At 60.0% G+C, this 20,826-nt stretch carries 19 protein-coding genes and 2 pseudogenes; 12 read left to right on the forward strand and 9 right to left on the reverse strand.

Annotation, left to right across the window (positions count from 1 at the left end; translation table 11 throughout):
- Window positions 1-165 precede the first annotated feature (165 nt).
- The 11 genes and pseudogenes from KP010_RS09480 to KP010_RS09525 all read left to right on the forward strand — a co-directional run bounded on the left by KP010_RS09480 (window position 166) and on the right by KP010_RS09525 (window position 11,354).
- A complete protein-coding gene (locus KP010_RS09480; protein ID WP_216280787.1) occupies window positions 166-1,089 on the forward strand; it encodes a hypothetical protein in 924 nt (307 codons plus the stop codon).
- A 115-nt stretch (window positions 1,090-1,204) separates the two neighbouring features.
- Window positions 1,205-2,644, forward strand: coding sequence for a DNA methyltransferase (locus KP010_RS09485; protein ID WP_216280788.1), 1,440 nt, complete (start codon window positions 1,205-1,207; stop codon window positions 2,642-2,644).
- The gene (locus KP010_RS09490; RefSeq protein ID WP_216280789.1) at window positions 2,641-3,099 is read left to right on the forward strand and encodes a DUF5681 domain-containing protein; all 459 of its coding nucleotides are present in this window, start codon (window positions 2,641-2,643) and stop codon (window positions 3,097-3,099) included. Before KP010_RS09485 ends, KP010_RS09490 begins: the two co-directional genes overlap by 4 nt.
- Before the next feature lie 17 nt (window positions 3,100-3,116).
- On the forward strand, window positions 3,117-4,547 hold the full coding sequence (gene terL / locus KP010_RS09495) for a phage terminase large subunit (RefSeq protein ID WP_216280790.1): 1,431 nt from the start codon (window positions 3,117-3,119) through the stop codon (window positions 4,545-4,547).
- 295 nt (window positions 4,548-4,842) lie between these two features.
- Entirely contained in the window at window positions 4,843-5,460 is a 618-nt protein-coding gene (locus KP010_RS09500; RefSeq protein ID WP_253203599.1) for a DUF3489 domain-containing protein, read from the forward strand.
- Window positions 5,461-5,464: 4 nt separating this feature from the next.
- Entirely contained in the window at window positions 5,465-6,055 is a 591-nt protein-coding gene (locus KP010_RS09505; RefSeq protein ID WP_216280791.1) for a DUF2924 domain-containing protein, read from the forward strand.
- Complete coding sequence (locus KP010_RS09510; RefSeq protein WP_216280792.1) at window positions 6,052-7,692, forward strand: recombinase family protein; 1,641 nt, start codon at window positions 6,052-6,054, stop codon at window positions 7,690-7,692. The genes KP010_RS09505 and KP010_RS09510 overlap by 4 nt, the downstream gene beginning before the upstream one ends.
- Before the next feature lie 607 nt (window positions 7,693-8,299).
- Window positions 8,300-8,467 (forward strand): annotated as a pseudogene (locus KP010_RS23280) (DUF6538 domain-containing protein); the annotation flags it as partial.
- Window positions 8,468-8,473: 6 nt separating this feature from the next.
- Window positions 8,474-10,147, forward strand: a complete 1,674-nt coding sequence (locus KP010_RS09515; protein ID WP_216280793.1) for a site-specific integrase — start codon at window positions 8,474-8,476, stop codon at window positions 10,145-10,147.
- Between the two features lie 151 nt (window positions 10,148-10,298).
- Window positions 10,299-10,601 carry a hypothetical protein gene (locus KP010_RS09520; protein ID WP_216280794.1) on the forward strand — a complete coding sequence of 101 codons (303 nt, stop codon included), beginning with the start codon at window positions 10,299-10,301 and terminating at the stop codon, window positions 10,599-10,601.
- A 198-nt stretch (window positions 10,602-10,799) separates the two neighbouring features.
- Window positions 10,800-11,354 (forward strand): recombinase family protein, encoded by a 555-nt coding sequence (locus KP010_RS09525; protein WP_216280795.1) that lies wholly within the window; start codon window positions 10,800-10,802, stop codon window positions 11,352-11,354.
- A gap of 56 nt (window positions 11,355-11,410) precedes the next feature.
- Here the strand turns inward: KP010_RS09525 and KP010_RS09530 are convergent, their stop codons facing one another.
- The 7 genes from KP010_RS09530 to KP010_RS09560 form a co-directional block, all read right to left on the reverse strand.
- Window positions 11,411-11,968 (reverse strand): DUF6876 family protein, encoded by a 558-nt coding sequence (locus tag KP010_RS09530; RefSeq protein ID WP_216280796.1) that lies wholly within the window; start codon window positions 11,966-11,968, stop codon window positions 11,411-11,413.
- 113 nt (window positions 11,969-12,081) lie between these two features.
- Window positions 12,082-13,356, reverse strand: a complete 1,275-nt coding sequence (locus tag KP010_RS09535; protein WP_216280797.1) for a DUF3644 domain-containing protein — start codon at window positions 13,354-13,356, stop codon at window positions 12,082-12,084.
- A gap of 19 nt (window positions 13,357-13,375) precedes the next feature.
- On the reverse strand, window positions 13,376-14,533 hold the full coding sequence (locus KP010_RS09540) for a restriction endonuclease subunit S (protein ID WP_371824232.1): 1,158 nt from the start codon (window positions 14,531-14,533) through the stop codon (window positions 13,376-13,378).
- Window positions 14,534-14,551: 18 nt separating this feature from the next.
- Window positions 14,552-15,880 carry a class I SAM-dependent DNA methyltransferase gene (locus KP010_RS09545; protein ID WP_216280799.1) on the reverse strand — a complete coding sequence of 443 codons (1,329 nt, stop codon included), beginning with the start codon at window positions 15,878-15,880 and terminating at the stop codon, window positions 14,552-14,554.
- Between the two features lie 300 nt (window positions 15,881-16,180).
- Window positions 16,181-18,325, reverse strand: coding sequence for a DEAD/DEAH box helicase family protein (locus KP010_RS09550; RefSeq protein WP_216280800.1), 2,145 nt, complete (start codon window positions 18,323-18,325; stop codon window positions 16,181-16,183).
- Window positions 18,326-18,613: 288 nt separating this feature from the next.
- Window positions 18,614-19,291: a hypothetical protein gene (locus tag KP010_RS09555; RefSeq protein WP_216280801.1), complete on the reverse strand. Its 678-nt coding sequence runs from the start codon at window positions 19,289-19,291 to the stop codon at window positions 18,614-18,616.
- Between the two features lie 56 nt (window positions 19,292-19,347).
- Entirely contained in the window at window positions 19,348-19,581 is a 234-nt protein-coding gene (locus tag KP010_RS09560; RefSeq protein WP_216280802.1) for a hypothetical protein, read from the reverse strand.
- A 94-nt stretch (window positions 19,582-19,675) separates the two neighbouring features.
- Between KP010_RS09560 and KP010_RS09565 the strand changes: the two genes are divergently transcribed.
- Window positions 19,676-20,062, forward strand: coding sequence for a hypothetical protein (locus KP010_RS09565; RefSeq protein WP_216280803.1), 387 nt, complete (start codon window positions 19,676-19,678; stop codon window positions 20,060-20,062).
- On the opposite strand, the pseudogene KP010_RS23285 reads toward KP010_RS09565, so the two are convergent.
- Together KP010_RS23285 and KP010_RS09570 are read right to left on the reverse strand one after the other, a co-directional pair.
- A pseudogene (locus KP010_RS23285) lies at window positions 20,030-20,272 on the reverse strand (hypothetical protein); the annotation flags it as partial. The gene KP010_RS09565 and the pseudogene KP010_RS23285 overlap by 33 nt on opposite strands.
- Before the next feature lie 146 nt (window positions 20,273-20,418).
- A complete protein-coding gene (locus tag KP010_RS09570; RefSeq protein WP_216280804.1) occupies window positions 20,419-20,709 on the reverse strand; it encodes a MobC family plasmid mobilization relaxosome protein in 291 nt (96 codons plus the stop codon).
- Between the last annotated feature and the right edge of the window lie 117 nt (window positions 20,710-20,826).

Genomic DNA, 20,826 nt, shown 5'->3' on the forward strand with positions numbered 1-20,826 from the left:
GACCATTAAGCGGCGGCGATATGCATAGCTCGGCGAGGACGTTCGGCGCGCGCCGATCGAAGCAGGCGCGCGCGGCGCGGGACTGCAGTGGACTGCCCAGAAACAAGTTATAAGCGCCGAGACGAATTGCATCGAAACGCCGTCAACGAGGATTACGCTGAGAAAATGTCTCAGAAGCTTTCCCCTCTCGACTTGCAGATTCGAATTGCGCCTCCGAGCGGCTGGGCGGCCGATCGTCCCCGATTGAGCGACGCCGAGCTCGAGGAATTGGCGGCGCTCGTCGAACCGTCCTTTAGGGAGAATGGACGCGAGCAGTTCGGCGTCTATGTGCAAAACATTTTCGCTTTCGCCGTCGATGGGCTTTTAACGCAACGCAGATATGGCGATTCTCTCGTTGTTGAAATTCGCGACAGATTGGGCGCCTTCCTGAAAGATATGGAGCGCGCGCAGGAGGCGATTGACAGACTCGACATTGGCGTTCGGCGTTTGTTGGATGATGAACTTGCGATGTTCGCGCAAGTTCAAAGCGCGCCGCGACATCTTCCGACGACGTCCATCGAGCAGTGGCGAAAGGCGACGTCGGATCTGATCGGCGTCATTGTCGCCGCAAGCAGGCGTTTGGAAATTACGCCGGTGAAAGGCGAGAGCGGCGCGGTGTGGCGGCAGATGGTGCGTGGGCTGGCGGCGTTGATCTTCGCAACGACCGGCGTCGTGCCGAGGCGATCCGTGAAGTCCGCCGTCGTCGGATTTGCGACGACGCAGGTCGACGACGGTTGGTTCCTGCGTCTTTCGCGACGCCTCGCGGCGCTGGTCTTCGCGCGCGCGGAGCAATTGGGGAAGGAGCTTCGGCTTTCGCCCAAAACCCTGAACCGGCCGAAGACGAAAAAGTCGAACAGCAACCCGCGATCGGGGCCGAGCATAGGCAAAGCAACGAGTAGGAGAAGATCCGAATCGGCACGCGCGGCGCTCGACTCGGAGACCGGCCATCCGTCGGAAAAGAAAAAGACGCCGAAGCGCGTCGGCCCGCCACCGCTCACGCGCATCGTTCGCGAGGAGCTGGAGGCGCTGGAAAGAGAAAATATTGAATAATAATGATGTTCTCTCCTGGACTAGAAGCGCGCTTTTGGCGGGATATTTGTCCAAGGCGCGATTTCGATAAATTTGGTCCGATCGGCTCCGAGGCTTTTTCTTTCTGGAGTCGACCATGCAGGCTGCTTCCCATTCGCGCGCATTTGCGTCCGAGCATCTGCGCCGCTCGCACGCGATCGAATTCCGACCGATCGCGTCGCTGCGGCCTTTTACGAAAAACGCCCGCACACATTCGAAGAAACAGCTTCGGCTGATCGGCGATAGCATCAAGGCGTTCGGTTTCACCAATCCCGTTCTGATCGACGAGAACGGCGTCATTCTCGCCGGCCATGGCCGCGTTGAGGCAGCGAAGTCTCTGGGGTTCGAGAGCGTGCCGGCGATGATTCTTTCCGGCATGAGCGAGGCGCAAAAGCGTGCTTACGTGCTGGCCGACAACCGTATCGCCGAAAAAGCGGGCTGGGATCGCGAGCTTCTGGCGAGTGAACTCGGCGTGCTTGTTGATCTCCTGCCGATGATTGATCTCGACGTGTCGATCACCGGTTTCGAGATCGGCGAGATCGACATGCTGCTGGAGGATTTTACCGCGCCGAAAGCGGACCCGGCTGATGAGCTGCCGCCGCTCGATGCGCGCAAGGCGCCCGTTACGCGCGCCGGCGATTTGTGGCTTCTCGGCAACCATCGCCTGCTGTGCGGCGACGTGCGCGATGAGGACGCTGTCGTGCGCCTTATGGACGGCGCTGAGGCAGAGATGGTTTTCACCGATCCACCCTACAATGTGAAGATCGACGGCAACGCTATCGGGCGCGGAAAAATCCGCCACCGCGAATTCGCCATGGCGAGCGGCGAGATGAGCGCCGCGGAATTCACTTTGTTCTTGACGACGGCGCTGGGCAATCTCGCTTCGGCGTCGAAGGACGGGGCGATCCATTTCATCTGCATGGATTGGCGGCACATGGGCGAATTGCTCGCGGCCGGCGACGCGGTTTATTCGGAACTCAAGAACCTCTGCGTGTGGACGAAGACCAACGCCGGGCAAGGAAGCTTTTATCGTTCGCAACACGAACTCGTCTTCGCGTTCAAGAAGGGAGAAGCGGAACACATCAACAGTTTTGGGCTCGGCGCGGGAACGGCGGCCGACGCACAACGGGCGAGAACGCGAGCTGGCGAATCCGCGCGTCTGCCTGGCGCGGGACGCAATCGCGCGAATGTCTGGACCTATCCGGGCGTCAACAGTTTCGGCTCCGGTCGGCTGGAGCAGTTGGCGCTGCATCCGACCGTCAAGCCGGTCGCCATGGTCGCCGACGCCATGCGCGACTGTTCGACGCGCGGCGGCGTCGTGCTCGACGGCTTCTCAGGCTCCGGCACCTTGTTCCTCGCGGCGGAGAAAGTCGGTAGGCGCGGCTACGGCGTCGAGATTGATCCTCTCTATGTCGATGTCGCGATCACGCGTTGGCAAAAAATGACTGGCAAGGATGCGGTTCATGCCGAGAGCGGCGAGACTTTTGATGAGCGCGCTGCGAGCGTTGAGCTCAAGCGTGAAAGGGGTCGCGCATGAGCAGCAAATCTGAACGTGATGACGGCGCAACGCCGGAATCCGACGACGCGGACGTGGAGAGCGCCGCGCCGAAAGTCGGCTATCGCCGCCCGCCGCTGCATACCCGCTTCAAGCCCGGTCAGAGCGGAAATCCGCGCGGCCGGCCGAAGGGCGCAAAAAACATCGATATGCTCTGTCGCTCGCTGCTGTCGCGCAAGGTGACGATCCAGGAGAACGGCGGCCGCCGAAAAGTCACGGCCGTGGAAGCGATCGTGCTCGCGACAATCCAGCGTGCTGTGCGCGGCGACAATCGCGCGGCCAAAATCATGCTCGATCTGCAGCACCGTCTTCCGACGCTGGAGGACGCCGAGACGGGCGCCGTGTCCAGCGCCGAGGATCAGGCGATCATCGCAGAGTTCCTTGCGACGCTGCAGGAGGCGCGGCAGCTTGAGCCGGAAAGCGAGGATCGAAAATGACGCTTCGCCGGAGTCCCATGAACGAAGCGAACTCGGCGCCGCCGAACATCCCGCCGGCGTTCGTCGACGCCTTGTTGCGAACGCGTCTCTCGTCGTTCATCCGCAAATCGTTCGGATCGGTCGCGCCCGGGGTGGATTATCATCATAATTGGCATATCGATGCGATCACCTGGCGGTTGCAGGAAGTTCTTGAGGGGCGGATTACACGACTCATCATCGCAATGCCGCCGCGCAGCCTGAAATCAATCGCCGCGTCGGTCGCCTTCCCAGCCTTCGCCCTGGGCCATGATCCGTCGCGCCGGATCATTACGGCAAGCTATTCAGCCGATCTCGCGATCAAGCACGCCAACGACTGCCGCGCCTTGATGCGCTCCACGTGGTATCGGCGGCTTTTTCCGCAAACTGTGATCGACCCCGGAAAGGACAGCGAGTCGGAGTTTGCGACGACGCGCCGCGGGCATCGCCTGTCGACGTCGGTCGGCGGCACGCTTACCGGCCGCGGCGGCGATCTCATCGTCATCGACGATCCGCTCAAAGCCGCCGACGCTCATTCGGAGCCAAAACGCGAAGCGGTGAACGCCTGGTTTTCGAATACGCTGCTTTCGCGCCTCGATGACAAGCGCAAGGGCGCGATCGTGATCGTCATGCAGCGCGTGCATCAGAACGATCTCGTCGGGCATTTGTTGGAGCAGAGTCTGAAGGAGTGGAATGTATTGTCTCTCCCGGCGATCGCCGAAGAAGAACATGTCGTTGAGATCGACGCGCATCGAAAGATTCGCCGTCCGATCGGCCATCTCCTCCACGAGGCGCGCGAGCCGCTTTCGGTGCTCGCGTCGCTGAAGGCTTCGCTCGGCTCCGATCTCTTCGCCGCCCAATATCAGCAATCGCCCGTGCCGCCCGGCGGCGCGTTGATCCGAAGAGCTTGGGTGCGCCGCGCGCCGATCCCGTTGAGCAAGGCGCCGGGCGAAAAGCTCATCCACAGCTGGGACACGGCGACCAAGGCCGGCGAGAACAACGACTGGTCGGTCTGCACGATCTGGCGCGTCGGGCCCGAAGGCTATCGTCTGATCGAAGTCATTCGCGAGCGACTCGAATATCAGGACCTGAAACGTCGCGCGCGCACTCTCGCGCTGCGCGACGCGCCAGATGCGATATTGATCGAAGATATGGGCGTCGGCTCGGCGCTGATCGCCGATCTGCGCGTTGAAAATTTCGCCGCGATTGCAATCAGACCCGAGGCCGACAAGGTTACGCGGCTCGCGGTCAAGGCGCCGCTGTTTGAGAGCGGCCGCGTGATCTTCCCTGAGCGCGCGAGCTGGCTTCCCGATCTCGAAGCGGAACTGTTCGCCTTTCCGCAGAGCAAGCACGACGATCAGGTCGATTCCATCTCGCAGGCGCTGGCCTGGATGTCGCGGCCGATCGCGGAGCCGAGAATCCGGCGATTATAGGCGCCCGCGCCGTGCATTGGTCGCGATCTGATTGAAGCAAGTTCCGAGTGGACTTCGCTGTGAAAGGAAGCATTGCTTGGTTCACGGGAGGCGCAAAGCCCGCGCTTCTTCTCCACGCCCCGCCGGCTTTGCGCCGCCCGCGGGGTTGCGGCGGTGACGGGATGGACCGTCGCAACCGATGGAGAAGAAACACATGATTAAGCTGACGGACGCGCAACTCATCCTTTTGTCGAAAGCCGCCGCGCGCGAGGACGGCGCAGCGATCGTTCCGGCGAAAATGCCCAAAGCCGCAGCGATGAAAGTCGGCGCGAGTCTCGTCACGAAAAAGCTGATGCGGGAGGTTCGCGCCAAAGGCGCGTTGCCCATCTGGCGCGAAGATGCGGATGGGCGTCGCTTCAGCTTAATCCTCACCCGCGCCGGTCGCGACGCCATCGGCGTCGAGGAGGCTGCAGTCGCAAAGGCGGCGACGCGCGTCGAGGTGGGGCAAAGCGACATCGAACGCGGCGCCGATCCTTGTGGAAGCGGCGCCGGCGAGCGCGACGGCGCTCTCGAGCCGGTCGCAAAATGCGACGGGGCGGCAGTCGCGAAATCTGGCGCGTGCGTCACCCCGGCGTCCCCTGACGGCGTTGCCGCGGCTGGCGAAGACGACGCTTCGTCCGCGGGTGAGCCGCAACCCAAAAAGTCCAAGGCTTCGCCGCGCGTCGGCAGCAAACAGGCGCTTGTGGTCAACCTGCTGTCGAATGAAGAGGGCGCGACGATCGACCAGCTGACCGTGGCGACGGGTTGGCTGCCCCATACGACGCGCGCCGCTCTGACCGGCCTGCGCAAACGCGGGTTCGAGATCGCACGAACGGCAAGCGAAAGCGGCGGTTCGCTGTACCGGATCGTCACGGCGACCCCGACGCAGGCGTGAACCGATGTCGAAACGACTGCGAATTGCGGCGCTGCCGAAGGGCGCGCCGCACCCTTTGGGCGACCTCACTCTTGCAGAAGCGCTTCAGCGAATAGAAGCGATGAGCGTTGTCGACCTTCGCCATCTCTGGCGCGAGACCCACGGCAGGCCGGCGCCCGAGGCGCTGACCAAAGATCTGATGGCGCGTCTGCTCGCCTATCGACTGCAAGAACAAAGGCTCGGCGGGCTCAGTCCGGCGCTCGAAAAACAACTCGTCGCGCTTGCGCGCGGCGGAAAGAAGAAGCCGGCGCGTCGGCTCAGGGTGGGAACGGTGCTCGTTCGCGAGCACGACGGCGTCCTGCACGAAGTATTCGTCGTGCCGGAGGGCTATTGCTGGCGCGGCGAGGTTTTCTCCAGCCTGTCGATCGTCGCCAGGAGAATCACCGGGGTCAGCTGGAGCGGACCTCGGTTCTTCGGGCTGAAGGAGAGCGGGGAAGCTGAGCCGGTCGACAAGACCGCGATGTCAGACAACCCGCCATCGCCGGCAGCAAAGAAGAGGAGAGGCCGTCCTCCACTGGCATCGGTCCTTTCCACGGCAGAGGCGCACACATCATGAAAGCGCCGTCGCCGAAACCGCAACGCTGCGCGATCTACACGCGCAAATCAACCGAGCATAATCTCGATCTCGCCTTCAACTCGCTCGACGCCCAGCGCGAGGCCTGCGAAGCCTACGTGAAAAGTCAGGCGCATGAGGGCTGGCGGCTCGTGCCGGATCGATTCGACGATGGCGGCCTGTCGGGCGCATCGTTAGAACGCCCCGCGCTGCAATCTCTGCTCGACCTTGTTCGTGAATGGCGGGTCGACGTCATTGTCGTGTATAAAGTCGATCGCCTGACCCGCTCGCTCGCGGACTTCGCCAAGCTGGTCGAAGCGTTTGACGAACACAACGTCTCCTTCGTCTCGGTGACGCAGAGCTTCAACACAACGACCAGCATGGGACGATTGACGCTCAACGTCTTGCTATCCTTTGCTCAGTTCGAACGCGAGGTGATCGGCGAGCGCGTGCGCGACAAGATCGCGGCGTCAAAGCGCAAGGGGCTGTGGATGGGCGGCAATGCGCCGCTCGGCTATCGCAGCGAAAACAAGAAAATCATTGTCGTCCCGGAGGACGCGGAAGTCGCACGAAAAATCTTCGCCGATTATCTGCGGATCGGATCGCTCGGCCGATTGGCGGCGTCGCTCGCAAAAGAAGGGGTCACGCCGAAGCGGCGTGAACTTTCGAGCGGCCGCATCGTCGAGACAGATCGATTTTCGGTCGGAGCTCTCGCGCAAATGCTGAAGAATCGATTCTACGTCGGCGAGATCGTTTATCGCGGCGAAGCCTTTCCGGCCGAGCACGAGGGGATCATCGACAAGGAACTGTTCGAGGCGGTGCAGGAAAAGCTCGCCGAGGGCGCGATTGCGCGGCAAAAGGCGCGAGCGAAATCGTCGGCGATTCTGTCGGGGCTGCTGTTCGACGATCGCGGCCATGCGATGAGCCCGAGCTATGCCGTCAAGAAAGGCGTGCGCTACCGCTATTACGTCTCGCAGGCAATGCTGCAGGGCGACAAGGCGAATGCAGGCTCGCTTCCGCGCGTCTCGGCGCCGGAGGTCGAGGAGCGCGTCTGCGCGGCGTTGCGCCGAGCTTTGAGGTTGAAAGACGATGCGGTGATCATGGACAAGGCCTTCATCGCAGCGCATGTCGCGCGCGTCATGATCGGCGCAGACCGGATCGACGCCGAGTTCTTCGAGGCCTTGGACGGAGCCGCCGAGGGATCGAGTCGAACGGGCGATAACGACGCCGACTCCGACGAAATCGAGCCAGGCGGCCTGGTGGAAAGACCAACGACGAAAATCGGCATCCCTTTTGCGCCGACCAAGAACCCGCGTAAGGGAGTTGTCTACGCGCCGGGCGGCGAGGCGAAACATCTCGGCGCCGAAGCTTCCGAACAGCTGCTTGCCTCCGTCGCCCGCTCGCGACGCTGGATGGAGGCGATCCTCGCCGGCAGGATCGCCTCCTTCGAAGAAATCGCCGCGGCGGAAAATCTGAACGAATCCTATGTCCGTCGTCTCGCCGTATTGGCTTTCCTTTCCCCGAAAATCCTTCGCGCCATCGTAAGCGGCGTCGCTCCGGCGAGTTGCACCGTATCGGCGCTTACGCTCTCCCTACCCTTCGCTTGGGACGCGCAGGAGCGGAAGTTCGAAATCGCCTGACGACTTGCGCGTCGAATGTGCAAACACCAATCGGCGATAAGCGAGTTGCGGAGCGTCCCCGTCTCTCAAGTTGTCGCGCGGCGAGCCTGACCGCAAAATCCGCATTCAACTCGTGATTGTGGATGTCGAGGCGCGCCCAAGAGAGGCGTTGTCTGTGAAGCGTGACGGCGCCTCGACCAATCAAAACACGCGCCCACCGAAAGCGAACGCGTTGTTTCGCGAACCGGCCTCGGCTCTTGCTTCGGCGCGGCCCAGGAAACGCGAACCCCTCTGCGCTCGGCTCGAACCGGTCTGCGATTCGCGCGCGTCGTAAATTCCGATAAACCGAATTTGACCTGCAGAGACGCGCCGCCAGAAAGGGCGAAAAAGGCCTCAAAATCCGGGATCTAATCGTCTGGGCGAAAACGGTGCAGTTTCAAGGGCTCGGATATTTAAAGGGTGTTTTCACCATATAAAAACACTGTAAAAACAATAACTTAGCCTGGCTGGGGGACCTGGACCCTGCGCCATCGTTTGCACGGACTCTTAATCGGACCAATTGGTTAGAAGTGCCAGTCAGATCGACAAACGCAGCCTGTGGTCCACAAGGTTGGTCCACGGAAGCCTCATGTCTGGCCATTTCCTTCGTCTGCGCGGTGGCACTTACCACCTCCGCATTCGCGTCCCCACAAAACTTCGCCCCTTTCTCAATCAGACCGAGGTCGTAATCTCTCTGCGAACAGGGCGATTCGAGCATGCCCTTCGGATGGCGCGGGCACATAGAAGCGAGTTGGACCGAATCATGTCGGAGATTGAAGGAGGAATGTCTCAGAGAGAAATCGAGAAGCGCGTTCGTGCATGGATCGCAACGCTCGCACTGGATTATGATCGGGTTCTCGCAATGCACGACGGCATGACGAGTATCTTCACCCCACAAGAGCGTGAGAAGATGGGGGTTGAGCAGTCACAAGAACTCGAAGCTCTTGTCAAATTTATGATTGACGACAGGGTGCAAAAGGCGGGTGATGTCCTGTCTAGCGTCGTTGCCGGTTTTGAACAAGGCACGGAATCGACAGAGCTGCTTGTGGGGGCCAGCATCGAACAATTGGGACTGAAATTGGTATCAGTAGAAGAGTATAAATTATTACGGCGCAGCGTGTTAAGAAATATGCGATTCCTCATAAAATCGATACGTTTATCGCAGCGCGGCTTGCCTATTCCGAAAGAAATATACGACTGGTATGATGCTTGTGATCCGGTAATTGTGCAAGATAAACAAATTAAACATTTGAAGAATGCTGGAATTGTTATGTCTGAAGTTTGGACTAAGTTTTCTGAGTCTAAAAGTGTCGGGCGAGAGTGGAGAAAAGCAGAGGTAGATGCTGCTAGTGCTTCAATGAATCTTTGGATCTCTGTTCTTGGGGATAAGCCGCTAGAGGGTTATTCGCCGGCCGATGTGGAGCAGTTTAGAACGATATTTCTAGGCCTTCCTCATGACTATTATCATAGTTCTAAGTGGAAAGGCACCTATAAAACAAAAGGCGTGAGGGCGGTTTTTGAACTCGCAATGGCGGTGGAGTGTGAGCGGACCACGCCTAAGACGTGGAACAAGCACCTGTCTCGTATTAGCGAGCTTTATAAATGGGCAAAAAAACAAGGAGAGGCTTTGCCTGCCGAGGCTAAATCTCCATGCGACGGGCTATTTATTCATATCCCTAAGAAAAGGCGTGGACGGCGTGGGTTAACCTCAGACGCCCGGCGGCCATATACAAAAGATGAAATACAGAAATTTCTAAATAGTCCAACTTTCCTAGGCAGTCGATCCCAGCATCGTTGGAAGTTGCCTGGCGAGCTCGTGTTTAGAGATCATCGATATTGGCTTGTTTTGATCGGTTTGCTGCATGGGACGCGTCGGGAAGAGCCTGTGCTGCTTAAAGTTAAGCATGTGAAATATGAACATGGAGTATGGCACTTTGACTTACTTGATGGAGAGCTTGCAGAAGAGCTAAAATCTATTGGGTCGCCGCGCCTTGTTCCGCTTCATAAATACTTGCTCGATTTAGGCTTCATTGAAGCCCGTGTTGCTGGCCGGGACCCTGAGGCTCGCCTATTTCCTGATGCTGTTTCGCGCTCGATCCGAGAAAGACAGGCCGATCCATTTGGAAAGTGGTTTCTGAATTTTCGGCGCCACTGCGGTCTTACCGACGAAAAACTTGATTTTCATGCGTTCCGCCACACTGTTGCAACCGAACTTTTGAATGCAGGCGTGCCTAAGGCTTATGTCGAAGAAATATGTGGGCACGAAGGCGAGGAACGAGAGTCTGTTCTGGCTGTGTATGATCATGGCCGACTTCTGGCGGACCTGAAATTGTACATTGATAGATTTTTGCCTCCCGTGGACGTCGAGGCGCTAAACGCGGCGCGACGGCGCTCGGATCGGCGTGATCGAAGCGCAGCGTGGCCGCGCCTCAAGTAGCGAGAACATAATATAAACATCAGATCCAAATTCCTAAGCATAAATTTACCGTTTTTTAACCATTAATAGTTGTTTTGTATACGACGAATCACTTTATACTTGCGTTCGGCACCAAACGGTGCGTGTGGCGCGGTAGAGAGTGGAGTCGAGTATGAAGATCGTTAAAATGAAAGAAGGCCGAGATTTTTTTGTTGATAGAATACCAGAGAGCCTCGGCAGTGGTTATCGAATACTTCTGAAAATCGACCTTCTTGGCGTTTGCGTTGTCGACTGGACGGGTAATAGTCTGACCGAAGCTTTGGTAGGGCCTTTCGAGACAGCGGAAGCGGCCCAAAGCGCACTGTCGACGTTTCTACGAAAAGTCAACAAAGATAATGGGTTGCCGAAGGCAACGGCAAGTCGAGATGTGCAAATGCAATTCGCTTTAGACGCTTTCTCGCGTTCGTCCAACTGACGACGACCCCTATCTGATCAAGCCCCGGTTCGCCGGGGCTTTCGCATTGAAGAAACAGCCGATCCAAAATCGAACGTTTTTGAGACGGTGGCCCGGCCGGGGGGATTGTGGGAGCCGGCTGATTATTTGCGTCTCAAAACCAGTCTTGAAAAAGGCGTCTCACTATGCCAGCTTGTTAACGAGTTTTGAGACTCTCCAATGCGGATCGGCTACGCCAGAGTATCGACCTTCGATCAGAATCCCGACCTCCAGAGTGAGAAGCTCCGTGAGGCGGGATGCGAGAAGGTAATCGTGGAGCGGATGTCGAGCGGCCGAGATCGGCCTGAGCTGACGCGCCTCCTGCGGGACATCCTCCGTGAAGGAGACACCTTGGTCATCTGGAAGCTGGACCGGCTGGCCCGATCGTTGAAGCAGCTCATCGAAACGGCTGATGACCTGAAAGCTCGCGGGATCGGCCTCGTTTCCCTGACCGACGCCATCGATACCTCTTCGCCTGGCGGGATGCTCGTTTTTCACATGCTCGGCGCTATCGCTGAATTCGAGCGCGCCTTGATTCGTGAACGGACCGTCGCCGGCCTCGCGGAAGCGCGTCGAAAAGGGAAAAAAGGCGGTCGGCCGCGAAGCCTCACGCAAAAAGACGCCGCGGCGGCCGCGGCTCTGCTCGCCGCCGGGTCTATGACCTCTAAGGAAGTTGCCGCCAGATTCGGAGTCTCTAAGGCCACGCTTTACCGCCATATCAGCACAACCGCTTGACACGGCGCGCGGCGGCGCTGGGCGCACCGGGCGCCGTCGCCGTCGCGCATTGGTCTTCAATATTCACTCGGCAGCAGGATCACACCGTCGACGAAATAGAGAACGATCTCCGCCAGCGGAAAGTCCGTATAGGGAACAAGTTTTCGATAGACGGTCTTTTCATCGCCGTCCTCACAAGCGAGCGCGCCGGCTTTCTTCCCAAGGTCCACGGACAACCGCCAGAGTTGGAAGCCTTCGACAGCGACCTTCCTTTGCCGTTGGCCAAAAGCGATTTCGTCGAGCAGCCAATACGCGCCGGCGTGGTCCGCGAGGAACTTGGCGCCGTCGGTGAAGAGAACGCCGCGGACAATGCCGTGGCGATGCCAATTGGCGGTCCCGGTGAACTGTCGCAGGTCGTCGGCCGTGATGATCCTGTTCGCTTGCATGGTGGTCCCCTTCTCGGCATGAGCCGCACGTCGCGCGTGCGGGTCTGGCCGTCGCCGAGACCGGGGTGTGCAAGGCGCAATGAGAATCGGCGCGATGGTGCGGGCGCAGCCGAAGGCGAGCCACGGTCGCGCCGATTGTCGTTGCGCCGCGCCGAGGGGCTGGCCCCTAAGCGAGAAACTCGCCGCCACGAAGCGGCCGACGAAAGGAGACAGAGGTAAATCGAAGCCTTTGATTCGCGCTTCGATTCGGCCTTTGATTCGTCTTTTGATCCGACAAATAACATTTTGATATCATGAGGCTTTTACGATGCCTCGAGCAGCCTCGGATCGGAGGCGGATCGATCGGGTTCCTTCGTCGCATTTGTCGTTTTCGCGCGGTATTGCTCGGGATGTTGCTCGCACTCTTCCCGAACGCGGTTCAACCAAGGCTCGTACCAACACCAAGTTTTTCCGACCGCTATGGCGCCGTAGCCCTTGGCTGGGTTCCTAGCGTCGAGCCTTTTCCAGAGCCTTGTGTGGCTCTCCATGTTGAAACCGGTCCACCCTTCGGCACGCATTAATTTCACGATGTCGCCCGGGAGATATTTCTTCTTCTCGACCTCCTTCAGCGCTATGGCGAATTTCTCCGCGACTTCCGATCCAGGCGGTACAATCTCGACGGCGAGATCGGCGTTCGGCGCCCGGTTGGCGGTCTTATGGACCATGAACACGCGGAAGGCGTAACGAGGATCGGCTTGCTGCTCGGGGGTCAGATGGCGTTCGAACTCGTCCATCATCGATTCGACATTGCGCGGCAAACCGCCGGCGCGCTTCAAGATTGCGAGCTGCTCTGGACTGAAGGTCACGAATTGCAGCGCGATCGGCAGACGACGTTCGAGGGCATATTGTACCCCGAATAAAGTCTTAATGGCGTCATTGAAGTTTATGCAGCAGGCTTGAAGTTTTGCGCTCACGGCGTCGTCAATGCGATTGGTCGAACGATGTTCGATCTCGTGTCGTAGCTCCAAGAGAAATAGCAAATTGGCTTTTGTGCCGGGTTCGACGGGAGGGCAGCGTGCATGTTTCAAGCACTGCGCCAATTCCCAATATTTTTCTGCGCCGCTCGGTGTCTTGGAGACGACCTTCTTTCCGTCCTCATTTCTCGTGTGTCGGTAATCGATGCCCTCGCGTTTGAACCAAGCGTGCAACAGATAGGTCCATGCGATGACTGCGGTGACGATGAACAATTCGGCTCGGAATGTCAGGCCGCCACTGTTGAATGTCTGAACCGCCGCGATCATCGCCTCGCGGGCCTTTATCAGCAACTCGTCGCCGCGCAATGAGAGGCCGGTTTCTCGGTCGATCTCTGGCCATGCCGCTAGGAAGCTATCCAACTCTTCCGCTGAAGCGGCTTTGATGGCCGTGTGTTTTGCGCCCGTACGAATTTCACTTATAGCGCGATGGTTGACGGAGCGCGTTGGGCGCGTGAAATAGGCGAGGATATCCTGATCGCTCGGCCATCGCCCATCGTCAATCATCGCCTTGACGAGCGCAATCTCCCAGCGTTCGAGTCTATTGCCCCGCCGTCGCACTGTCATGGCCGTTTCCTTTCATCCGCTATGCGTCGAATATCTCCGCCGAAAGAGATGCGGCCATCGCGTCGGCTGTGGCGGCGGCGCCATCGAGCGAAAGTGCAATCGTTCTGAGACGGCAGACTTGCTCGACAAATAATTCTTGAAGCGGGAGAGGGGGCGCAAAGATTTCGACCGCCCTCACGTCACCCTGATTGATGCTGGACTGATTGATGGCGTGCTTGGCGTTTTTGATCAAACCGCGCCGCACGGAATCGAGCTGAAGCATCGAACCTACCACCTGCGGCAACAGTATGCTTGAATCGACGCGGAAACGCATCATGTTCGATTCGAAGACCACGGGTTCCGCGAGGTCAGGGATAAGAACCGATTTTCCCAAGTGGGACGGGCTGTTGACACGATTGATGACGATGTCATCCCGTCGAAGCCCAAATTTCTCTGCGGTCCCGGCGTCGATCCGCAAACGCTTCAATTCATCCTGTGGAACCATCATTCCGTCGTCGAAGCTGTCTATTCGAAGTATTCGAACACCATCACCATAATCGGAAGCTGGCCGATAGAGGCCGTTCTGTGGGCCTTCGAGGATTACATCACCCAAAGCAACCCTCCGCCAGCGCTTCGGGTTCGTAAGCGGGTCGCCGAAAGTATCGAGGAACAGGGCGGCGATGATAGAGCGGGTCTTGGCGCGGGCGGCTTCCGTTCGGCGTCTGATCTCGGCCGCACGGTCCAGCAGCTCAACGATGCGACGTTGTTCGTCAAGGGACGGAAGGGGAATCTGAAGCCGCTCCAATTTGGACTTGTTCAATACCCGCCCGAGCACGGCATCGTTTGCTTGTTCCCCGGCCATAATGCGGGGCAAAACATGACGAAGATAGTCGCGGTCGACCAAGTCCGCTCGCTTTAGCGGCAACGAAGCTATTGCTTCGTTGTGGTGCATTTTTCTGGCAGCGACAGCCACGCGACCGATAGTCAATTTGAAGCTGACAAGAAGTGTCCCCGCTTCGGCCGGCGCGGGCATAGCTGATCCGACTGCCTCATTAGAAATATACTCCCGTGTCGAGAATACTGTTCCTTGAGCAAGATCGCGTATAGAGGCCCAAGGGTTCGAACCGCTCCAAAATTTCGGTTCGTCACGCCGGGGTGTCCGCCCAATGTTTATGGCGCAGAGCTGATAAAGCGGCACAGTCGGAAGGGGGCTCAATTAAGTGCTCCCAAGCTCAGCAGCGAGCGCCTCGATGTCGCCGAGGATCGCGGCGGTCTCATCGCGAAGTTCGGCAAGTAGCTCACGCGGGTCGCGATGGTTGGCCGCTTCCCGACTTTGAGGACGGTGGCGCGAGGCGGAAAGGTTGAAGTCCTCGTCCTCGATCGCGCCGGCGTTCGCGAACCACCATTTCTCCGTCCACGGTACATCCTTGTCTCGGGCGCGCCAGTCGGCCCACAGTTCCTCACGACTGTTGTAAGCGGCGATGAGCCCGGGAATGTCGTCGGCTTCGATCGGTTGGTCATGGTTGGCGTCGAGCTTGAAGCCATCATTGTCGGCATGGAGGAACATGACCCGCTCGGTCCGCCCGCCCTTTTGGAACACAAGAACCGAGGTCTTCACGCCCGAATAGGGCTGGAAGACGCCGCCGGGCAGGGACAGCACCGCCTCGACGCGGTTATTCTGGACGAGGATGCGGCGCAATTCCTTATGCGCGCCGGTCGAGCCGAACAGGACGCCATCGGGCACGATGACGCCGCAACGGCCATTGGGCTTCAGGCTGTCGATCATATATTTGACGAAGAGAAGTTCGGTCGCCGTGGTCGTGCCGATCTTCACGTCGTCGACGATTCGATCCTTGTCGATTCGGCCTGAAAAAGGCGGGTTGGCGAGCACTACCTCATAGCCGTCGAGCGGCAGCCCCTTCTCGGCTTTTGCTTGACGGTCGAAGCTCGTCGTCAGCACGTTGCGCTTGAGAATTCGCACATCGGGCAAACCGCGAAGCGCGAGATTCATCGATGCTAGGCTGACCATCTTGGGGTCCACGTCATTGCCGTAGAAGGTCGCCGTTTGCAGCTTCCGCCATTGTTTTTGATTCAGCCGGTCGCCATAGCCGCGCTCGAAGACTTTGCCCTCGAAATCAGCCCGCTCGCGGCCGTTCGGCGAGGAACTCGCTAGGCGGATATGCTCATAGGCCGCGACCAGAAAGCCCGCCGTGCCGGCGGCCGGGTCATAAATCGCGTCGCCGATCTGTGGATCGACCAGTTCGACAATCGCGCGGATGATATGCCGCGGCGTGCGGAACTGGCCGAGTTCGCCGGCCTGCTTGATTTGGCGCAATACATGTTCGAACAGATCGCCCTTGGTGTCGGGGTCGGCCTGCTCGAGGCGCAATTCGTTGACGAGCGTCACGACCTGCGTGAGCACGGTCGGCTCGTCCACGGTGAGGCGCGCCTGCGCCATGAAGCTCATGCCAAAGGCGTCGCCGATCTCGGCAAAGAAGGGAAATACCTCGTCGCGAACCCATGTGACGAGTTGCTGGCCCGACATGGCGTTGCCCCATATCGACCACCGCAAGCGGTCGCGCGAGACGGTCTTGACGCCTTCCTGCGGCGCGTTGAGCGGATTTTTGATTGTCCATTCGCCGGCGAACAGGCTTTCATATGGGCGGCCGGTCTGGCTCGCCTGACGCAGATTGGCCGCGTCGATGCCCTCGATCATGTAGAAGAAGAACAGGAAGCTGAGCTGTTCGGCATTGGACAGCGGGTCGGGATAGCCGCCGCCGTATAGGTAGTCGCGAATCTGATCGACCCGGCGACGCATATCAGGCGTAAAGGGCATTTAGGGCCTCTAATTCACGGGCTTTTCGGGCTTTGCTGCGTCGCCCGGCGCACGGGCGCCCGAATCGGGAAAGACCGCACGATTCATTTTATCGAGAATGTGCGCAAGCTCGTCCTCGCCCCCGAAAACCGCGCGGGCGCGCTCGTAACCGCCGTTCATCGACAAAGGCGGCTGGTCGAAGCGCCAGCTCTCGAAACTCTGCAATTCGGCGGCATTCGCCTTGATCTGCTCCTCGATGAGACGCAAGAGGCGAAGCTGGTCGGAATTGAAGTCCTGACCGTCGAGCCATGTCTCGAAGGCTGCGCCGAGAGCCTCGACTGCGGCCTCTTCCGCGTCGAGATACGCGTGGCCCGTTTCGTCGACCGTTACCCATTCCCGGGTGGCCGGGTCGATTTCGTCATGCACGTCGAGGGTCAACAGGCGGCGCGGCCGGGCCGGCGGTCGCACGGCGTCGCGCACGACCACGACGCCGCCCTCGCCAGGCGTTTCGTCGTCGCCATGGCGCAGCGTGACGCCGGTGAAATCGAACATCGTGAAGCGGTTCTTGCCGGGTGCATGCCGCGTCCCGCGTCCCCGCATCTGCTGATAGAGAATCGAGCTATGGGTGAAGCGCGCCATCACGAGGTTGCGGATTTCGGGGCAATCGAAACCGGTGTCGAGCATGTTCACGCTCACGAGAATGTGCGGAAATTCCTCCTTTTTGAAGCGCTTGATCTTCGCCTGCCCGTCCACGGTGTCGTCTGCGCCCATACCCGATATGACGAAATCGGCATAACGGGTCGTGGGGCTCGGCTTCTTGTCGGCGAATGCGTCGTCGAACATGCGCGCAAGCGTCTCGGCGTGGCGCTTGGTGACGGCGAAGACGATGGTCTTGCCCCAATCGGGCGCCCGGCGGACGCCATTGAGGCCGGTATAGCCGTTCTCCAGAACCTCGCGGAACTCTCGCACCATGGCGCGGTTGCGCTCAGGGATCGTGAATTTCCGCTCCAGCGCAGTCGGATCGACGATGATTTCGTCGTCGCCGGCGAAAAGGGCCTCGAGTTCCCGACGTGGGGCCTCTTCCAGCGCTCCCCAATCGATCTCGGCGCGGTTGATAGTGGAGCCTTCCGTCGCGGCGGTGCGCGCCGTCATGGCGCGGTAGATTTCATAAGGAACGAGGTGGCCGTCGGCGATGGCCTCCGTCATGGTGTAGCTGAATGACGGACGATTGACCTCGAAGAATCGCAACGTGTCGCGAATGGCCTGCCGGTCCTCTTCGTCCACATCTGGGGCCTCCTGCATGACGCATGGCGTCGCGGTGAGGCCGATCTTGACGCCATCGAAATGGTCGAGCGCGCGCTTCCACTGCCCGTATATGCTGCGGTGACATTCGTCGATCACGATGAGGTCGAAATAGCCGGCGGAATATTTGGCGTATTCATTGACCAGTGTCTGCAAGGTCACGATAGTGACGCGCTTCTCGTCCTGAAACCGCCGGCCGGTGCGTGGCACGCGGTAGCACGGTAGATGCGGCAAATGCTCGGCGAAGGCGTCCTCGGCTTGAATCGCGAGCGTGTTGCGGTCCACGACGAATAGGGCGCGGGTCGCCCAATTCGCTTCGAACAAGCGCTTCAAGAGCGCGGCGGCGGTGCGGGTCTTGCCCGTGCCAGTCGCCATTTCCACCAGCATCTTGCGCCGTCCATTGACGATCTCTCGGCATAGGGTTTCGATGCAGGCAGTCTGATAGACGCGTCCGCCGGCGCCTGCGATTCGCGAGTCGATGGGGATGTCGAGCGGATTGCGGCGGATATCGCGCGCCGCCTTCCGCCTCGCGAGGTCGTCCTGACTGAAGAGGGTTTCGACTTTTCGAAAGTGGGCGTCCTGCCCGGTATCGCAAAACCAGATTTCCTCGCCGTTCGATAGAAAGACCATCGGCACGCCGAGCTGAGCGGCATAGCGGCGCCCCTGCGCCTCGCCGGTGCTCAAATTGACGCTCGTTCGCTTGGCCTCGAGGACGGCGAGCGCGCGACCTTGCCGGTCGAACAGGACGTAATCGGCCTTGCCGCCGTCATCGAGCGGATATTCGAAGCGGACGCTGCGGCCATCTGTCAGCCGCCATTCCGCGTCCTTGAGAAGCTGATCGATCTTGACGCGGGCGAAGGCCTCGTTAGTCATGCGTCTGTCGCGTTCTAAAATCCTGAGGATGTCCGTCCCGCCGAAGCCTTTGAGGGCTTTGACGTCAGGCGGCGCCTCTCTGCACTGGACGGCGAACAGGCCAAACCGAATTTCCGATGTACGGCCTAGTCACGGCGACTTTAAGCCACCCATATGAGCCTTCGATCATGTGACTATATGTATTTTCGTATTCCCGGCAAGTCCAACGAATTTCTGAAGATTCCTGATGCAAATAGAGTGAGATGCTCGATCACACCTCGACCGAGTGTCCCGCACCTCGAACGAGGATCAAAACAATCTGGGGCGGGGAGCGCTGAGTCGGGAAGAGGCCGCAATCTTGGCCTCTTTTTCCTCGGCGGCGCTTAGGCGTCTCCGACGTTCCGCCTCCCCGAAACGCAGCAGGTCGTCAAGCGATTGTGACGCCATGCTCGGCACCCGGCGCAACGCGTCCGCTGCCAACCGCACCTGTTCCATCTTCGCCAACGCCTCGCGCTCCTGTTCCCTGCGGTCGGCGGTTTCGGTGGCGCGGCGAATTTTGTCCTGCTTGACCACTTTCTCGTAGGTGAGCCGATGGCCATGAGCAATTATCGCTTGCGCGCGAAGATGCTGGCTTTTCAATTCCAACGCGGCAACGGCTCGCACGCGGCGTTCCTCGTAATGCCGCGACTGACCTGTCAGCCATGCGATCCACCGTCGCCAGCCTCTCGGCGCGCCGGCTTCGACAGCCGTGAGCTTGGCGGTCGCCTTTTCGAACGCCACTTTGGCGGCTTCGGTCGCGGCCTCGGACTTCCTCACCTGCTCCTCGGCGGCCGCCACCTCCGTGGAGTGGGCGATAGGCCGCCGCAGTTCGCCGACACGCGCCTTCTCGGCTTCGTAGACTCGACGTAGGTCGCTCATGCGGCGAGCAACGAAGCGCCGCGCCGCCTCGTCCCCGACTCCTTTGACATTGATCGCGTGGCCGAGCACGCGCGCCGCCGCAGCGTCACGGATACGGCGAGCGCGGCGGTGGCGTGAGGCGGGGTCTACCGACCGGCGATCGCCCGTTCGATCTTCGTCAGACGCATGGCCGCGTCCTTCTGCTCCACGAGGATTTGAATCAGTGTCTCCCTGATCGCCTCCAAAGGACTTTCGCCTTCCTTTTCCTCCAACAGGTCGAGGAGCGCCAGAAGTTCGCCCGTTTTCTCGTCGATGTTGCGTGTCCGCGTCAGGATTTCCTGCGCCGGCGGAATCGCTGGCGACTGGGGCTGTTCGTTCATCTGATCCCTCCATGAAGGCGTTCACGAGCGCGCGCCGCTCCCGCACGATGCGATCGAGTGCGCCGATTTCCACGCCGTCGAGCGTCGAAATGATGTGCGCGCCGGGCTTCAATCCCGGCGCGACTTTCAGGCCGGCGTTCTGAAGGGCGGCGACGAAGGCCCCGCGCTCGTTCCCGGCGGCCTCCCATGCCGATTTGACGACGACGCGGGCGTCCACGTCGGCGACGCCGGCGCGCTTGAGCTGCTGGCGCCGTCGCGGTGTCGTCGCCGAGCGCGGCCGGGTCTCGGTCGCCACAGCGTCCAAGGCGTCGGCAACCTCAGGACGTCCGCGCTCTCGAAGGGCGCGGGCTATCGCTCTATCATGACGTCCCCGCGTCAACGGTTGACCGCGATCGAATTCGATCTCGCGCGCGACGCGCTCGAGGCGGAGATGCAGCCAACCATCGTCGAGCGCCTTGCCGGCGAGGTCCCAATGAGCTGAAACGATATGCGCGTGAAGCTCTGCCCTCCCAGCCGCCGAGGGCTTTTCATGAATGACGACGACGTGCGGGTGGATTTCGGGGTCGGCTCCCATTTCTCGAAGGACTCGCGCCGCGTCGGCGAGAAGCTCATCCCGGCCACTATCGGCCGACGGTGACAACGAAACATGATGGAACGCGGCTGAGCCTCGTCGTGTGGCGAGCCGTCTCATCGCACCTATTGCGCCGGGCAAGTCCGTCGCGGCCAAGCCGGCGATTGCGGCGACTTCGACCGATACGTTGTCCCCTTCCTTGAGCAGGTGCGCCGCGAGATTCGCGGCGTCTCGCGCCGAACGCCCATGGCGGACGTGCGTGATAATCACGACAACCGGGCCAATTCGCTGAGCTTTGCGTCGATTTCGGCGAGGCTCGCGAGGATCGGCGCCAACGCTGCCGCATCGACGCTGCCTCCCGAATTCGCGACGCGCGCGAGCTGATTGACGTTATTTCCGACGCGTCCGATTGCGCCGGTCGCCTCGCGGACCGCTTCGGCGACCTCGCTGCGACTCTTCGGAAGCGGCCGAACGCGTTTCGTTCCGATAGCGGCGCGCACGGCCTCGGCGGCGAAAGTCGCCGGGCCTATGCCGAGGGATGCGGCTGCCTTTCTCATAGCGTCGTCCTCGTCGGGACGAAGTTTAAATGAACGCGGCACAGTCGCGGGCATGATCGGGGTTCCACAGGGGGCGCGCCCCCTTGGCCAGCCTGTGCGGTATCACCGCACACTGCT

This window comes from Methylosinus sp. KRF6, from assembly GCF_018887255.1.
GTDB classification, from domain to species: Bacteria; Pseudomonadota; Alphaproteobacteria; order Rhizobiales; family Beijerinckiaceae; genus Methylosinus; species Methylosinus sporium.

Bases quoted from the DNA above. Each gene is read 5' to 3' on its own strand.
- KP010_RS09560 (WP_216280802.1), bottom strand. From the start codon at position 19,581: ATGAACGAACAGCCCCAGTCGCCAGCGATTCCGCCGGCGCAGGAAATC.
- KP010_RS09535 (WP_216280797.1), bottom strand. From the start codon at position 13,356: ATGACAGTGCGACGGCGGGGCAATAGACTCGAACGCTGGGAGATTGCG.
- KP010_RS09550 (WP_216280800.1), bottom strand. From the start codon at position 18,325: ATGACTAACGAGGCCTTCGCCCGCGTCAAGATCGATCAGCTTCTCAAG.
- KP010_RS09525 (WP_216280795.1), top strand. From the start codon at position 10,800: ATGCGGATCGGCTACGCCAGAGTATCGACCTTCGATCAGAATCCCGAC.
- KP010_RS09520 (WP_216280794.1), top strand. From the start codon at position 10,299: ATGAAGATCGTTAAAATGAAAGAAGGCCGAGATTTTTTTGTTGATAGA.
- KP010_RS09510 (WP_216280792.1), top strand. From the start codon at position 6,052: ATGAAAGCGCCGTCGCCGAAACCGCAACGCTGCGCGATCTACACGCGC.
- terL (WP_216280790.1), top strand. From the start codon at position 3,117: ATGAACGAAGCGAACTCGGCGCCGCCGAACATCCCGCCGGCGTTCGTC.
- KP010_RS09505 (WP_216280791.1), top strand. From the start codon at position 5,465: ATGTCGAAACGACTGCGAATTGCGGCGCTGCCGAAGGGCGCGCCGCAC.
- KP010_RS09515 (WP_216280793.1), top strand. From the start codon at position 8,474: ATGTCGGAGATTGAAGGAGGAATGTCTCAGAGAGAAATCGAGAAGCGC.
- KP010_RS09485 (WP_216280788.1), top strand. From the start codon at position 1,205: ATGCAGGCTGCTTCCCATTCGCGCGCATTTGCGTCCGAGCATCTGCGC.
- KP010_RS09480 (WP_216280787.1), top strand. From the start codon at position 166: ATGTCTCAGAAGCTTTCCCCTCTCGACTTGCAGATTCGAATTGCGCCT.
- KP010_RS09500 (WP_253203599.1), top strand. From the start codon at position 4,843: ATGAAAGTCGGCGCGAGTCTCGTCACGAAAAAGCTGATGCGGGAGGTT.
- KP010_RS09570 (WP_216280804.1), bottom strand. From the start codon at position 20,709: ATGAGAAAGGCAGCCGCATCCCTCGGCATAGGCCCGGCGACTTTCGCC.
- KP010_RS09490 (WP_216280789.1), top strand. From the start codon at position 2,641: ATGAGCAGCAAATCTGAACGTGATGACGGCGCAACGCCGGAATCCGAC.
- KP010_RS09545 (WP_216280799.1), bottom strand. From the start codon at position 15,880: ATGTCGGGCCAGCAACTCGTCACATGGGTTCGCGACGAGGTATTTCCC.